This window comes from Rheinheimera metallidurans (assembly GCF_036983985.1).
In the GTDB taxonomy this organism is placed as follows: Bacteria; Pseudomonadota; Gammaproteobacteria; order Enterobacterales; family Alteromonadaceae; genus Alishewanella; species Alishewanella metallidurans.
Genome location: NZ_JALAHQ010000007.1, coordinates 1 through 14,374 on the forward strand (window position 1 = coordinate 1; position 14,374 = coordinate 14,374).

16 protein-coding genes and 3 tRNA genes are annotated in these 14,374 nt (G+C 43.2%); 6 read left to right on the forward strand and 13 right to left on the reverse strand.

The window, feature by feature from the left end; translation table 11 throughout:
* Position 1 precedes the first annotated feature (1 nt).
* The 6 genes from MN199_RS14050 to MN199_RS14075 form a co-directional block, all read right to left on the reverse strand.
* A tRNA-Gly gene (locus tag MN199_RS14050) sits at positions 2 to 77 on the reverse strand.
* A 134-nt stretch (positions 78 to 211) separates the two neighbouring features.
* A complete protein-coding gene (gene pgsA / locus MN199_RS14055; RefSeq protein ID WP_132583226.1) occupies positions 212 to 766 on the reverse strand; it encodes a CDP-diacylglycerol--glycerol-3-phosphate 3-phosphatidyltransferase in 555 nt (184 codons plus the stop codon).
* A 33-nt stretch (positions 767 to 799) separates the two neighbouring features.
* Entirely contained in the window at positions 800 to 2,617 is a 1,818-nt protein-coding gene (gene uvrC / locus MN199_RS14060; protein ID WP_335739865.1) for an excinuclease ABC subunit UvrC, read from the reverse strand.
* Entirely contained in the window at positions 2,617 to 3,261 is a 645-nt protein-coding gene (gene uvrY / locus MN199_RS14065) for a UvrY/SirA/GacA family response regulator transcription factor (RefSeq protein ID WP_132583222.1), read from the reverse strand. Before uvrY ends, uvrC begins: the two co-directional genes overlap by 1 nt.
* Positions 3,262 to 3,461: 200 nt before the next feature.
* Positions 3,462 to 3,552 (reverse strand) — tRNA-Ser (locus MN199_RS14070).
* Between the two features lie 188 nt (positions 3,553 to 3,740).
* Positions 3,741 to 3,831 (reverse strand) — tRNA-Ser (locus MN199_RS14075).
* Positions 3,832 to 3,994: 163 nt separating this feature from the next.
* Here MN199_RS14075 and MN199_RS14080 point away from each other — a divergent pair.
* The 5 genes from MN199_RS14080 (at position 3,995) to MN199_RS14100 (ending at position 6,059) form a co-directional block, all read left to right on the forward strand.
* Positions 3,995 to 4,663 (forward strand): Bax inhibitor-1/YccA family protein, encoded by a 669-nt coding sequence (locus MN199_RS14080; RefSeq protein WP_132583220.1) that lies wholly within the window; start codon positions 3,995 to 3,997, stop codon positions 4,661 to 4,663.
* An 87-nt stretch (positions 4,664 to 4,750) separates the two neighbouring features.
* Positions 4,751 to 5,113: a DsrE family protein gene (locus MN199_RS14085; protein ID WP_132583218.1), complete on the forward strand. Its 363-nt coding sequence runs from the start codon at positions 4,751 to 4,753 to the stop codon at positions 5,111 to 5,113.
* Positions 5,113 to 5,469 carry a sulfurtransferase complex subunit TusC gene (gene tusC / locus MN199_RS14090; RefSeq protein WP_335739866.1) on the forward strand — a complete coding sequence of 119 codons (357 nt, stop codon included), beginning with the start codon at positions 5,113 to 5,115 and terminating at the stop codon, positions 5,467 to 5,469. The genes MN199_RS14085 and tusC overlap by 1 nt, the downstream gene beginning before the upstream one ends.
* Positions 5,470 to 5,736, forward strand: coding sequence for a DsrH/TusB family sulfur metabolism protein (locus tag MN199_RS14095; protein ID WP_335739867.1), 267 nt, complete (start codon positions 5,470 to 5,472; stop codon positions 5,734 to 5,736).
* On the forward strand, positions 5,724 to 6,059 hold the full coding sequence (locus MN199_RS14100; RefSeq protein WP_335739868.1) for a TusE/DsrC/DsvC family sulfur relay protein: 336 nt from the start codon (positions 5,724 to 5,726) through the stop codon (positions 6,057 to 6,059). The genes MN199_RS14095 and MN199_RS14100 overlap by 13 nt, the downstream gene beginning before the upstream one ends.
* Here MN199_RS14100 and MN199_RS14105 read toward each other — a convergent pair.
* The 7 genes from MN199_RS14105 to lrp form a co-directional block, all read right to left on the reverse strand.
* Positions 6,054 to 6,206, reverse strand: a complete 153-nt coding sequence (locus tag MN199_RS14105; RefSeq protein WP_335739869.1) for a hypothetical protein — start codon at positions 6,204 to 6,206, stop codon at positions 6,054 to 6,056. The genes MN199_RS14100 and MN199_RS14105 overlap by 6 nt on opposite strands.
* 66 nt (positions 6,207 to 6,272) lie before the next feature.
* Positions 6,273 to 7,562, reverse strand: coding sequence for a serine--tRNA ligase (gene serS, locus MN199_RS14110; protein ID WP_132583210.1), 1,290 nt, complete (start codon positions 7,560 to 7,562; stop codon positions 6,273 to 6,275).
* Positions 7,563 to 7,567: 5 nt separating this feature from the next.
* Entirely contained in the window at positions 7,568 to 7,942 is a 375-nt protein-coding gene (gene crcB / locus MN199_RS14115) for a fluoride efflux transporter CrcB (protein WP_335739870.1), read from the reverse strand.
* On the reverse strand, positions 7,942 to 9,285 hold the full coding sequence (locus MN199_RS14120) for a replication-associated recombination protein A (protein WP_335739871.1): 1,344 nt from the start codon (positions 9,283 to 9,285) through the stop codon (positions 7,942 to 7,944). The genes crcB and MN199_RS14120 overlap by 1 nt, the downstream gene beginning before the upstream one ends.
* Before the next feature lie 2 nt (positions 9,286 to 9,287).
* Positions 9,288 to 9,911, reverse strand: coding sequence for an outer membrane lipoprotein periplasmic chaperone LolA (gene lolA / locus MN199_RS14125; RefSeq protein ID WP_335739872.1), 624 nt, complete (start codon positions 9,909 to 9,911; stop codon positions 9,288 to 9,290).
* Positions 9,912 to 12,368, reverse strand: a complete 2,457-nt coding sequence (locus tag MN199_RS14130; RefSeq protein ID WP_335739873.1) for a DNA translocase FtsK — start codon at positions 12,366 to 12,368, stop codon at positions 9,912 to 9,914. It abuts the gene before it with no gap.
* A gap of 120 nt (positions 12,369 to 12,488) precedes the next feature.
* Positions 12,489 to 12,977, reverse strand: coding sequence for a leucine-responsive transcriptional regulator Lrp (gene lrp / locus MN199_RS14135; RefSeq protein ID WP_132583202.1), 489 nt, complete (start codon positions 12,975 to 12,977; stop codon positions 12,489 to 12,491).
* Between the two features lie 148 nt (positions 12,978 to 13,125).
* On the opposite strand from lrp, the gene ald reads away from it, so the two are divergent.
* Entirely contained in the window at positions 13,126 to 14,244 is a 1,119-nt protein-coding gene (gene ald / locus MN199_RS14140; protein WP_132583200.1) for an alanine dehydrogenase, read from the forward strand.
* Positions 14,245 to 14,374: the final 130 nt, after the last annotated feature.

Consider the following 14,374-nt stretch of genomic DNA (forward strand, 5'->3'; position numbering starts at 1 on the left):
TTGGAGCGAGTAACGAGGTTCGAACTCGTGACCTCGACCTTGGCAAGGTCGCGCTCTACCAGCTGAGCTATACTCGCGTTGTTATGACCATGTGCCCTAACACGAATCGCATTCTACTGTTTTAATTCAGCCAGTCAATAATAAATTCTTGTTTTGCGTCTGACTGATTAAAATTTGACTGAGTTGTGTTAATAAGCAGCAAAAATAAGGTTTAATGCACCAAATCGCGCCATGCTGCTTTTAAATAACTCAACATCGACCACACAGTTAATACTGTCGCAATATAAAGCAATAGCATCCCAGCCGGTGTAAACCAACTTACTAACCAATGCTCTGGGCGCCAAATAAGGCCAATTAATGCCAACATTTGCGCAATGGTTTTATATTTGCCTAAATTTGATACCGCTACATTAGCGCGCTTGCCAATTTCGGCCATCCATTCACGTAACGCTGATATCACAATTTCACGGCTAATCATAATAATAGCCGGTACCGTTACCCACAGCGATTTACTATCTACAGCAATAATAACCAAGGCTACCGATACCATTACTTTATCCGCTACTGGGTCGAGAAACGCACCAAACGGAGTTGACTGTTGAAGTTTGCGTGCCAAATAACCATCTAAGGCATCGGTAATGGCCGCTAACCAAAATGCAAATGCAGCCCAAAACCGCGCGTTCTCGTGGCCAGAATAAAAACACAGGATAAAAACCGGGATCAGAAATAATCGAAACAGGGTTAACAGATTGGGAATATTCCACATCTTTTTATTCTCTACAGCATCTATGCCGCTATGCTACTTGTTATGACAGGCTTGGTAAATCTTTTCCGCCTGCCCTTTTGATATACCTGGTACTGAACTCAGCTCAGTAATAGAGGCACGCATTACGCCCTGTAAACCGCCAAGATACTGTAACAGCGCTTGGCGTCGTTTTTCACCGATGCCTTTAACCGACTCTAACGGGCTTTTAATTAACGCTTTACCTCGTTTATTACGATGTCCGGTAATAGCAAAACGATGGGCTTCATCACGAATTTGTTGAATAAGATGTAAGGCTGGTGCATCTTCTGGCAAGTTAATACTACGGCCAGTTTGCGCCAGAATTAACGTTTCAAGACCAGGCTTTCTACTTGTGCCTTTAGCCACACCTATTAGTAATGGCATTTTACTGTGCGGCCACTGGCTAAATTGTTCTATCGCAATATTAAGCTGACCTTGGCCACCATCAATAAAAATAATATCAGGTATTTTATCCGTGTCTTGCAACTTACTGTAACGCTTATCTAGCGCAAACTGCATCGCAGCGTAATCATCTCCACCTGTAATGCCGGTAACGTTGTAGCGGCGATACTCGGCTTTGTATGGTCCCTGCCCGTCAAACACCACACAAGATGCAATTGTAGCCTGGCCCATAGTATGGCTAATATCAAAGCATTCCATACGATTTATTGGTTCTGTTAACTGCAATAATTGTTGCAATTGCTGGTACCTTAATACCATTTTTTGCGCCAGTGACTTTTTATTCTCGCATGATAACTGTGCATTTTTTTGCGCCAAATTCAAATATTGCGCTTTTTCACCACGTTGGGCATAAGTAATTTTCACTTTTCGCCCAGCAACCTCGCTAATAGCTAAGGCAACCGCATCCAACTCAGGTAACGCTTGGGCTAGAACTATTTCACGCGGCATTTGCTGCGCGCCGTAGCCATCCAGATAAAACTGCAATAAAAATGCGCTTAAAATTTCGGTTTCTTCGGTATCAGCCGGTACCTTAGGAAAATAGGCCTTACTGCCTAGCACTTTTTGCTCACGGACAAATAATACATGTACAGCCGCCACGCCGTGCGAGTATGCAAAGCCAATAATGTCCATTTCATCGTGTTTACCACTAACGCTTTGCTGTTCTTGAATTTTCCGTAAGGCGATAATTTTATCGCGCAATTGCCCCGCCTGCTCAAACGCCAATTGCTCACTCGCTTTTGTCATCTGTTGCACCAGATCATCAAGTACTTGTTGATCCTTACCCTGCAAAAACAAACTGGCTAGTTTAACTTGCTGCTGATATTCCTCATCGGAAATTTTACCAACGCAAGGCGCCGAGCATAACTTTAATTGATACTGCAAACAGGGCCGAGTTCTCGCACGATAAAAACCGTCTTCGCATTGGCGAATAGGAAATATTTTTTGTAGGGTTTTTAAACTTTGCCACACCGCACCCGCATTAGGATAAGGGCCAAAATACTGACCGTCTATTTTACGCGGCCCGCGATGTGAGCTAATTCTTGGATGTTTATGCGCACTAATTAAAATATACGGGTACGACTTATCATCACGCAATAATACGTTATAGCGTGGTAAGAACTGCTTAATCAGGTTATTTTCTAGAATTAACGCTTCAGTTTCACTATTGGTTAATGTGTATTCTACCTGAGCTATCTGGTTTACTAACGAGCGGGTTTTTATGCTGTCGACATTAGCGCGAAAGTAACTGCTTAACCTAGCACGAAGATCTTTAGCTTTACCGACATAAATAACCTGATCGGCGGTGTTTATCATGCGATAAACACCTGGCTGACGTGGTACCGATTTTAAAAAACTTTTTGCATCAAACATTAGGCTTTAGCGATATCTATCATACCGTGGCGCAGCGCCAAGTGGGTTAGTTCCACATCACCACTAATAGCCAGCTTCTCAAACATACGATAACGATACGAGTTAACAGTTTTGGCACTAACGCTGAGCTGTTCAGCAATATCAGTGACTTTTTGTCCTTGCGTAATCATCATCATAATTTGCAATTCACGATCAGATAAATCATCAAATGGATTTTGACTTTGATTATTAACCTTACTCAAGGCCATTTTTTGCGCAACTTCATCCGATATATGCCGCACACCGCTATATACTTTACGGATCGCAGACACCATTTCACGCGGTGGTGAGTTTTTAGAAATAAAGCCGGCCGCACCGAGCTGCATTACCTTTGTTGGTACAGGTTCTTCGCAAGACACTGACAAGGCCAATATTTTTATATCTGGACAATACTGTAAAATACGTTTTGTTGCTGTCATACCGCCCATACCGGGCATATTCATATCCATCAACACGACATCGGGTTCGTGTTGACGACAAAATTGTAAAGCTTCTTCACCAGAGCCAGCTTCGCCTATCACCTTGATACCGCGCTCATCCATTAGTATGCGACTGATCCCAGTACGTACAAGCTCGTGATCATCAACTAACAAAATGTTAATCAATTTCGTCTCTCCGCTTCACTGGATATTATAATTATTTATTTAGCATCACTGAGCATAAAACCCGCAGCTAATACGCCGATACGCTATTTTTATTACCGGTTAGAGCTTAGTGTGCCAGAAAGACAAATATTATTAAACAACTGAATTTTATTATGAGGTTAATATTTTGTAGATTTAAGCAGATGAAATGAGAGTGTAAGTGGCGGAGGAGGAGAGATTCGAACTCTCGATGGGCTACTAACCCACGCCGGTTTTCAAGACCGGTGCATTCAACCACTCTGCCACCCCTCCGCGTTACAGGGCGCATATTAAAAACTGTCTGCAACTTTGTAAAGTGCTTTTTTATGTTTTTTGCCTGTTTGCTTAGTTAATCAACAACTAAGCCATTATTTAGACAATGAAACTAACAGATGTGTCTGTTAACTAAATAATAGGCTTTATTTTGGATACAAAAAAACCACTTAAAAAAGTGGCTTTAATGGCGGAGGAGGAGAGATTCGAACTCTCGATGGGCTACTAACCCACGCCGGTTTTCAAGACCGGTGCATTCAACCACTCTGCCACCCCTCCGACGCCGCGTATAATAGTCAGTTCATCAATTAAAAGAAAGTACTAAGTAAAAATAAATATGCTTAATCTTAAATTGTACTGTTAAGAGCTGGTCTGGATGAAACTAACTGCGTATAATATCGGTCAAATGCGTCACTAAAACTTTGTATTAGGAGAAAATTTTATGTCATACAGAGAAACCTCTACGTTAGGTACTGCCGGACGCAGTATTGAAATTAATAAAGTATTGCGTAACACCTACTTTTTACTGGCTATCACTTTGGTACTAAGCACAGTTACCGCAGGCATCGCAATGGCGATGAATATGTCACAAACGATGTCGCTAGTTTTTTTTGTTGCTGCTTTTATTATGCTGTTTGTTGTTAATAAAAAAGCCGATTCAGCCAGTGGGATTTTTTGGGTGTTTGCTTTTACCGGTGCAATGGGCGCGTCAATTGGCCCAATGCTTAACTATTATGCAGGTATGGCGAACGGTCCAACATTAATTATGCAAGCGCTAGGTGGTACTGCGTTAATCTTCTTTAGCCTGTCAGCTTATGCGCTAACTACACGTAAAGACTTCTCTTTTATGGGTGGTTTTTTAATGGTTGGCTTAATTGTGATGTTAGTTGCCGCCATAGCGAATATTTTCTTTGCAATTCCAGCGTTAAGCTTAGCCATTAGTGCTGGCATTATCTTACTAATGTCAGGCTTTATTTTATTCGACACTAGCCGCATTATCTCTGGCGGCGAAACCAACTATATTCGCGCTACGGTAAGCTTATACTTAAATGTGTTCAACATTTTTGTCAGCTTACTGCGTTTATTAGGCGTATTTGGTGGTGATGATTAAACTAAAGCTGCGCCGCAACACTATGCCTGTTTAAACTAATTAGTTAAAATGCCCCGCCTGTCGGGGCATTTTTATTTAAGGGCTACTATGACTCGCTTTGGTTTATTACTTACGTCCAATGGTTTTGCCAACCAGAGCTTAGCCAGTGCGCTGCTATTTGCGCAAACGGCTATAGCTAACCAACATAGTATCGAACATATTTTTCTGTATCAGGATGCGGTATGTTGCGCTGCCAGCCATATTGATTTACCCACTGACGAACCCGACTTAAGTAGCGAATTAGCGCTATTTTGCCAGAGACACAGTATCCCGTTATTATTTTGTATTACCGCAGCTGAAAAACGCGGCGTAGTTGGCCCGTCGCTGCCAGCCCGCAACGGTTATATTGCAGCGGGTTTAGCCGAGTTTGCTATGCGCCAAGCCAATATTGATAAGTTGGTACAGTTCTAATGCGTAATATTTTAGTACTTCAGCGCCATAGCCCTTTTAGCTCTAGCAACGGGCGTGAGGCGCTAGACATGGCTCTAGCACTGGCGGCAGTTGAGTACAGTGTTAGCCTATTGTTTTGTGCCGATGCGGTATTTCAACTATTACCCATAGTAGAGCACGCCGACTTTAAGCTAAAAATATACCCACGTAGTTTTAAGTTATTTAATTTATATGACATTGAGCAGGTGTATGTGTGTCAGCAATCATTAAGCGAACGCGGTATTAGCCTAAGCCAGCTTAGTATTTCGGTAACTGCGCTAAATAAAGATGAAATACAACACGTGCTTAGTTCACAGCATCAAATTATAAGTAGTTAAATGAAACTGATCAGTTTAATTTCCCCCACCCTAACGCCTGAACTTAACCGGGTTTGTCAGGCCAGCGATGCCATTTTACTGCGACAAGATGCGGTATATTTGTGCTTACGTAACGATATTACTTGGCCAACCAACCAGCTATTTGTCTTAGAGCACGATATAAACGTACGGCAACTTAAACCAACAACACCTTTTACAATAATAGATAATGAACGCTGGGTAGATTTATGTGCCAGCGCAGAGCAAAATTTGCTATGGCAGAATTAAAAGTTAACGGTAGCCTATTCGCGCTTGATAAGCATGGTTATCTGGCCGATCTATCGGTATGGAATGAACCTGTGGCACTGGCTTTTGCGGAGCAGGAAAATATTCAGTTAACGCCGGCACATTGGGAAGTGGTACATTTTGTCCGCGCGTTTTATTTAGAGTTTAATACCTCGCCGGCAATGCGCATTTTAGTGAAAGCGATGGCGCAGCAATTAGGCGCAGATAAAGGTAATAGTAAATATTTGTTTATGCTGTTTCCACAAGGGCCGGCCAAACAAGCGACGCGCATTGCCGGTTTGCCTAAACCCGCTAAATGCTTATGAGCCGGCAAAGGCGTCTTTAAGAATACTGATTATTGATTCAAGTGTAACAATAGCAAACACGGCAACAATGCCAATAATTATGGCTAAGTAGATCCCCCGCATTAACGCTTTGTTTTTTTGTTTAGCTGTTTTACCACGTTTTGCCATCTGTGCTTGTCCTTGCTAGGCGTAGCTTGGTGCCCATTAAACACCAAAGCCTGCCTGTAATTGGGCTTATCCTATTTTTTCTACGCCACCCATATAACTACGTAATACTTGTGGTACTTCTATGCTGCCATCTGCTTGCTGATAATTTTCTAAAACCGCCACTAACGTACGGCCAACAGCCAACGCAGAACCATTTAGTGTATGAATAAGCTCGGGCTTTTTCATATCATTACTTTTATAACGTGCTTGCATCCGACGCGCCTGAAAATCACCCATATTGCTGCAAGACGAAATTTCACGATAGGTGTTTTGTGCCGGTAGCCATACTTCTAAATCATAGGTTTTGCTTGAGCCAAAGCCCATATCGCCAGTACACAGCAACATTACGCGATACGGTAAGCCTAAGAGTTGTAATACTTTCTCTGCGTGGCCAGTTAGCTCTTCAAGCGCTTGCATTGACTGCTCTGGATGCACCATCTGCACTAGCTCTACTTTATCAAACTGATGCTGACGAATTAAACCACGAGTATCGCGACCGTAAGAGCCCGCTTCACTTCTAAAACACGGTGTGTGGGCAGTATATTTTACCGGCAACTGGCTAGCGTCAAAAATAGTGTCTCGCGCTAAGTTTGTTACTGGCACTTCAGCGGTAGGAATAAGCGCCATACCCTGGCCTTCTTCTGTCGCAGGTTTGGTATGAAATAAATCGGCGCCAAACTTAGGTAGCTGGCCGGTGCCATATAGGCTGGCATGGTTAACTAAATAAGGCACATACAGCTCGGTGTAACCATGTTCATTGGTGTGTAAATCGAGCATAAACTGAGTTAATGCGCGGTGTAGCTTGGCTATTTGGCCACGCATTACCACAAAACGTGAACCGGCAATTTTAACCGCACTTTCAAAGTCGATACCGTTATCTAACGCTTCACCTAATGCAACGTGGTCTTTAATGTCAAAATCAAACTGACGCGCAGTACCAAAACGACGTACTTCTAGGTTTTCAGTTTCATCTTTGCCTACAGGAACAGCCGCATCCGGTAAATTAGGTACTGACAGCGCAATGTGCTCTACATCGGCTAATACTGCATCTAACTTTAGCTTGGCTGCATCAAGTTGTGCGCCTAAGCCATCAACTTCAGCTAATAGCGGCGTAATATCTTCGCCGCGCCCTTTTGCCTGGCCAATCACTTTTGATTTAGTATTGCGTAAATTTTGCAGCTCTTGGGTTTCTACCTGTAGCTGGCGACGCTGCTCTTCTAATTCAGTTAAGCGCGCAACATCTAATACAAAGCCGCGCTGTGCTAAACGGGCTGCAGTTTCTGGTAATTCATTACGTAAAAATTTAGGATCTAACATAGTATTTATTTCATTGAACCAAGTTTAAGCCCGAACCAGGCAAGCGTTATACATAACAACACATTTAACAATACGTTGGCGATTGCTTTTAGCCAGTCGCCTTGCTGTAACAGCAAAACAGTATCCAGCGAAAAAGTTGAAAAAGTAGTAAATGCACCAATAAAACCTATCGTCAGCAAGGCACGCCATGGCGATGCTGACAGTGTTTCACTAAGGATGAGTGCATACAACAGCCCTAGCGTAAAAGAGCCCAGAATATTAACCAGCAATGTGCCAAAAGGGAATGCTCTACCTAGAATATTCAGCGTTAATTCGTTACAAAAGTGTCGTAAACAAGCGCCTAGCGCACCGCCCATTGCGATAGCTAAATAGGTTGGCATTATTTCTTCCTATTAGTGGTGCTGTCTTGATCTAACTGTTTTAAATAGCGTAACTTTTCGGCCAGTTGTTTTTCCATGCCACGCTCTACCGGCTGATAAAACTGCTGCCCGCCTATTTCTGGCGGAAGGTAACACTCTCCAGCAGCATAGCCTCCGGGTTCATTATGCGCGTAACGGTAGCCTTCACCCATACCTAATTGTTTCATTAATTGCGTGGGGGCATTGCGTAAATGCAAAGGTACCTCAAATGCGGGTTGTTCAGCAACCAGCTGTTTCATCTGGTTAAACGCCATATACACAGCGTTACTTTTGGGCGCTAGTGCAAGATAAACTGCCGCTTGCGCTATAGCACGCTCACCTTCAGCTGGCCCTACTCGCTCAAAGGTATCCCACGCATTTAGCGCCAAGGTTAAGGCTCTTGGGTCGGCATTGCCAATATCTTCGCTAGCAATGGCTAATAAGCGTCGGGCGACATATAACGGATCACCACCACCGGCTAAAATTCGACAATACCAATACAAAGCCGCATCGGGATCAGAGCCGCGCACCGATTTATGAAACGCTGAAATCAAGTCGTAAAACATATCGCCCTGATTATCAAACCCCGGTAGTTGCTTGGGCACCAAGTGCTTTAGCGTTGCATAACTAATGGTTTTACTCGTGCCCTCTAGCTCAGTCATTTCAGCGGCTTGCTCAAGCAAATTAAGCATTTTTCGGGCATCACCATCAGCTAGCTGAAATAACAAATGCTGCGCGTCGGCAGTAACGTGAATAGTCTCATTACCTAAACCTCGCTCTGTATCAGTAAGTGCTTGCTGTAATACCTGTTGTAGATCGGCTTCTGTTAACGCTTTAAGCACGCAAACACGGGCGCGCGACAAAATGGCATTATTAAGGGCAAAAGACGGATTCTCTGTCGTCGCACCAATAAAAATAATGGTGCCATCTTCAATAAAGGGTAAAAAGGCGTCTTGTTGGCTTTTATTAAAACGATGCACTTCATCAACAAATAGTAGTGTGCGCTGCTGATATTGTTGCTGGCGCTGTTTTGCCTGAGTAATAGCCTCGCGTATTTCTTTAATACCCGAGGTTACCGCTGACATATTTGTTAATGCAGCATCAGCCTGTTTAGCAATCAGCTCAGCCAGTGTGGTTTTGCCAGTACCTGGCGGCCCCCATAAAATAAGCGAAAATACTCGCCCTGCTTCGATAGCTTTTCTAAGCGCCGTGCCCTCGCCAATTAAATGTTGCTGACCAGCATATTCATCTAAGGTTCGCGGCCGCATTCTTGCGGCTAAAGGGCGAAAATCGTCGGCAAAATCAAGCGATAACGAATTAACCATAGTTAGCGCTGGCGTTGATCATCAATATCAGTATGCTCTGGTGGAGTAAAGTTAAACATACTGGCATCTAGCGCAACGTTAAGCTGCACCAAGGTAAAGTTAAATTCGCTAAGCTGTTGGTTCATATCCAATACTTGCATCTTCGATAAGGCATTGCCGGAAAAACTTAAGGTTAGCTGTTTTACTGCACTATCCACATCTTTAGAGCGGATAATAAATAACTCGCCTTGCTGCGTTACCTCATACTGTTGCCATAACTCGGGTTTAGTTGATGTTAACAACACGAAAGGTGTACGATTTACTTCATTCTCGGCATCAAAAATAGTCAGTTGTTCTAGCGGCTCGTTATAAAACCACAGCGTTGTACCATCACCAATAAATAAATTTGGCTCTGGTTCGGTCGTTTCAAAGCGAAACATGGCCGGCTGCTTAATCATCAACTGACCCTTACCTTGCTGCAACAGCTGCTTTTGCGCATCAAACACCTGCTGTTCAAAGCTAGCCGAGAAGGTTTTAATGGTTGCTAGTTTGCGCTGCAATACCTGTTCGGTGGTTTGTGCCATAACAGAAACCGACGTCATGATTGAACCTGATAACAACACAACAGCAAATATACTACGTAGCATTTAATATCCTTTTGATGGCGACGGCGCCATAACTTCACGGTTACCATTGTGGCCAGGGCCGGTAACAATGCCACTGAATTCCATTTGTTCGACTAAACGCGCGGCACGGTTATAGCCAATACGGAACTTACGCTGCACACCTGATACCGACGCACGGCGTGTTTCTATAACAAAAGCGACAGCTTGATCATAAAGCGGATCAGCTTCCGCATCGTCACCTTCGAGTGTTTCGCCCGGTAGTAAGTTCTCTTCTGTGGTTTCGCCACTTAAAATTTCGGGAATATAATTTGGTCGGCCACGTTTTTTCCAGTCAGCTACCACTGCGTGTACTTCATGGTCATCAACAAAGGCACCATGCACACGCGTAGGCACACCAGAACCCGGCGGCAAGTACAACATGTCGCCCATACCTAACAGGCTTTCTGCACCTTGCTGATCAAGAATAGTGCGTGAGTCAATTTTTGATGACACTTGAAACGCAATTCGCGTTGGAATATTGGCTTTAATTAAACCGGTAATAACATCAACCGATGGCCGCTGGGTGGCTAAAATAAGGTGAATACCAGCAGCACGGGCTTTTTGCGCAATGCGGGCAATCAGCTCTTCTACTTTTTTACCCACAATCATCATCATGTCAGCAAATTCGTCGATAACCACAACGATAGACGGCAGCTTTTCTAACAATGGGGCTTCGCTACGCATATCGTCTGATGCACGCCACAATGGATCTTTTAACGGCGTACCATCTGCTATCGCGTCTTTAACTTTAGCGTTATAGCCTTTTAAGTTACGCACACCTAAAGCTGACATCAACTTATAGCGCCGTTCCATTTCGCCAACACACCAACGCAAGCCATTTGCCGCATCTTTCATATCGGTAACCACTTCCGTAAGTAAGTGCGGTATACCTTCATAGATAGAGAGCTCAAGCATTTTGGGGTCAATCATTAAAAACCGTACATCATCGGGAGTAGATTTATATAACAAGCTACAAATCATTACGTTAACACCAACCGATTTACCCGAGCCGGTGGTGCCCGCTACCAATAAATGCGGCATTTTGGCTAAGTCGGCAACCACTGAAATACCGGCAATATCTTTACCTAGCACCATAGTTAACGATGATTTAGAGTTTTCAAAAACTTCATCGCCAATAACCTCGGATAATCGGACAATTTCACGATGCTGGTTTGGTAGCTCAATGCCAATAAAGGATTTACCCGGAATAACTTCAACCACCCGCACACTAATTGCCGACAACGAACGGGCCAAATCTTTCGACAAGCCAGTAATTTTGCTCACTTTAACACCAGGTGCCAAATCAATTTCAAACCGAGTTACCACCGGGCCTGGATGCACGCCAACTACCTTAGCTTCTACGTTAAAATCAAGCAGCTTGGCTTCAACCAGTCGTGATACACGCTCTAAGTCGGCGGGGTCTATTGGGTTTATGGCTTTATCTGGCCTATCTAACAATGCCAGCGAAGGTAACTCTTCTAGCTGATGTTGTACTTCTTCCACATCATCTTCGTCTTCAATTGAGGCGATAGAAACGGAATCAAACTGGGTTTCTTGCGGTAAATCTATTTGTTGTAACGTATCAGCCCAACCCATCGACTCGGGCTCGTCGATAGCACTAAACGATAAGTGCTCATCTGCTAAGGTATCGACACTATAAAATGCTTTAGCTTCTGTTTTTTCGTTCAGCGGTCTAATTGGTAATGGCTCAACAGCGGGTTTTGCCAATTGCGGTGTTTTAATCGGCTTTTTCGGCACAGCAACTACCGGTTCTTCAAATTCGATATCGTCAATTTCTGCTGAAAACGGGTCGTAGTCGTCTTTGCTGTTATCACGAAACCGCTGAGGTACTGATCGTAAAAACTGTATACCGTTAAAACACATAGCCCCTAGTGCATCAGCCACCGTTAACCAAGATATGCCAGTCATTAAAGTCAACCCTGTGGTAAAACCGCAAAGTAGTAATAAACTAGTACCAATAAAATTAAAATAGGGCAGTAAGTTATTACTGACCACATCACCGATAACACCACCTGAAGAAAAGTAAAAAACATCGTTGAAATTCATACTGCTAATTGCTGTTGCTGTTAACAACGTTAACACTAAGCCTATAACGCGTAAGCCTAAAATTAAGTAGTCTAAACTCATTAAATGATGAAAGCGTTTAAATAACAAATAACCACTGAACGCCACTAAAAATGGAATCAAGTAAGCTATCCAGCCAAAACTAAATAACAATAAATCGGCTAACCAAGCCCCTATTGGCCCGGCATAATTATGCACACTGGTTTGATAACCTGTTTGTGACCAACTCGGATCTGCAGGGTCAAAAGATAATAGTGCCAGCAACATAAAGAGCGCTAAGCCAGTAAATACAATTAATCCGACTTCCAGCAATCGCTGCACACCATTTAATGGAAAATAAACTCTGTTTTGCAAATGAATGCCCCTACCTATTTATCATCGTTTTATAATTACGCGCACCAGGGTTTAGTACTGCCCGCTAAGATAACAGAGACACTATAAAAGTGCATCAGTGAAGCAGACCTGAACCAGTTATTAGCTGCTAACTGCGATAAAAGTGCTCTGCTTAACTTCTTCCATTACCACGTAAGTTCTGCTTTCGCGCACACTGGGTAATCTAAGTAAGGTTTCGCCTAATAATTCGCGATAAGCGGCCATATTAGCTACTCGAGTTTTTAATAAAAAATCAAAACTACCCGATACCAAGTGGCATTCTTGAATTTCTTCAAGCTTTTGTACGGCTTTACTAAACTCATCAAAATCTTCAGGCGAGGTTTTACTTAGCGTTATTTCGACAAACACCAACAACGCTGCCCCCACTTTATGTGGGTCAACCTGAGCGGTGTAGCCTAAAATAACACCTTCGGCTTCAAGTTTGCGCACCCGTTCAAGACACGGTGTAGGGCTAAGCCCTACCCTTCTTGCTAATTCTACGTTGGCTAAGCGGCCATCACGCTGTAATTCCGCAAGAATTTTTCTATCTATTCTATCTAACTTCTTGATACTTTTATTTAAAGAGTACATATCAGCCAAAAAAATTGCATTTCAAATTAAAACAGAATTTTGCACTGGCTCAGAGTAGTAAAACAAGCATTAATTCTATAAAATTATCAGTATACTGCGCACATATTTTACATCAGCCAACTTTTACCGCAAATAAGGGCATAAAACTATGATCATTGGCGTACCAAAAGAAATTAAAAATCACGAGTACCGCGTTGGTATGACACCAGCAAGCGTACGTGAACTAGTAAACCATAAACACAGCGTACTAGTAGAAACTAACGCCGGTATGGGTATTGGTTTTACTGACGAAGATTACTCCGCTGCTGGTGCAACTGTATTAGCTACAGCGGCAGAAGTATTTGCTAAAGCTGAGATGATTGTAAAAGTAAAAGAGCCTTTAGCCAACGAGCGCGCGATGATCCGCGAAGGCCAAATTTTATTTACCTATTTACACCTAGCACCCGATTTAGCGCAAACAGAAGATTTAATTAAGTCTAAAGCAATTTGTATTGCTTATGAAACCGTAACCGATAATAAAGGTGGCTTACCATTATTAGCACCGATGTCTGAAGTTGCTGGCCGTATGTCAATTCAAGCCGGTGCTCGTGCTTTAGAAAAATCATCTGGTGGTTGCGGCATGTTGTTAGGCGGCGTGCCTGGCGTTAAACCTGCCAAAGTTGTCGTTATTGGCGGCGGCATGGTGGGTACTAACGCAGCACAAATGGCGTTGGGTTTAGGTGCCGATGTTACCGTTATTGACCGTAGCGTTGACGTACTGCGCCGTATTAATGCGCAGTTTAACGGTGCAGTTAAAGCCATTTACTCAACCGTTGATGCGCTTGAGCAAGAAGTACTGGCAGCAGACTTAGTTATTGGCGGCGTGTTAGTGCCAGGTGCAGCAGCACCTAAATTAGTTACCGCTGATCATATTAAGCGTATGAAGCCAGGTTCAGCCGTTGTTGACGTAGCTATTGACCAAGGTGGCTGTATTGCCACGTCAAAAGCCACTACCCACGCTGACCCAACATATATTGTCGATGGCGTAGTGCACTACTGTGTTGCTAACATGCCAGGCGCAGTGCCTCGCACCTCTACCTTTGCTTTGAACAACGCCACCTTACCGTTTATCGTGCGTATAGCGAATAAAGGTTACAAGCAGGCATTATTAGAAGACAGCCACTTAATGAACGGCTTAAACGTAATACACGGCAAGGTAACAAATCAAAGTGTGGCTGATGCGTTAGGTTTTGCTTTCGTTGAGCCAAAAACAGCATTAAATGCTTAGTGCTCAATAATTAAACGATTTAAAATTAAGGCCGGTATACCGGCCTTTTTTATTATTTTAATTTTTTATTGCCTGACAAAGGTTTATTTGCATTTTGCTATATACATTCCGTTTAGACCTGTTATAGTAC

Excerpts from the sequence above, each read along its gene's own strand:
- pgsA (WP_132583226.1), bottom strand. The coding sequence starts at position 766 with ATGTGGAATATTCCCAATCTGTTAACCCTGTTTCGATTATTTCTGATC.
- uvrC (WP_335739865.1), bottom strand. The coding sequence starts at position 2,617 with ATGTTTGATGCAAAAAGTTTTTTAAAATCGGTACCACGTCAGCCAGGT.
- MN199_RS14080 (WP_132583220.1), top strand. The coding sequence starts at position 3,995 with ATGTCATACAGAGAAACCTCTACGTTAGGTACTGCCGGACGCAGTATT.
- MN199_RS14085 (WP_132583218.1), top strand. The coding sequence starts at position 4,751 with ATGACTCGCTTTGGTTTATTACTTACGTCCAATGGTTTTGCCAACCAG.
- tusC (WP_335739866.1), top strand. The coding sequence starts at position 5,113 with ATGCGTAATATTTTAGTACTTCAGCGCCATAGCCCTTTTAGCTCTAGC.
- MN199_RS14095 (WP_335739867.1), top strand. The coding sequence starts at position 5,470 with ATGAAACTGATCAGTTTAATTTCCCCCACCCTAACGCCTGAACTTAAC.
- MN199_RS14100 (WP_335739868.1), top strand. The coding sequence starts at position 5,724 with ATGGCAGAATTAAAAGTTAACGGTAGCCTATTCGCGCTTGATAAGCAT.
- MN199_RS14105 (WP_335739869.1), bottom strand. The coding sequence starts at position 6,206 with ATGGCAAAACGTGGTAAAACAGCTAAACAAAAAAACAAAGCGTTAATG.
- serS (WP_132583210.1), bottom strand. The coding sequence starts at position 7,562 with ATGTTAGATCCTAAATTTTTACGTAATGAATTACCAGAAACTGCAGCC.
- crcB (WP_335739870.1), bottom strand. The coding sequence starts at position 7,942 with ATGCCAACCTATTTAGCTATCGCAATGGGCGGTGCGCTAGGCGCTTGT.
- MN199_RS14120 (WP_335739871.1), bottom strand. The coding sequence starts at position 9,285 with ATGGTTAATTCGTTATCGCTTGATTTTGCCGACGATTTTCGCCCTTTA.
- lolA (WP_335739872.1), bottom strand. The coding sequence starts at position 9,911 with ATGCTACGTAGTATATTTGCTGTTGTGTTGTTATCAGGTTCAATCATG.
- lrp (WP_132583202.1), bottom strand. The coding sequence starts at position 12,977 with ATGTACTCTTTAAATAAAAGTATCAAGAAGTTAGATAGAATAGATAGA.
- ald (WP_132583200.1), top strand. The coding sequence starts at position 13,126 with ATGATCATTGGCGTACCAAAAGAAATTAAAAATCACGAGTACCGCGTT.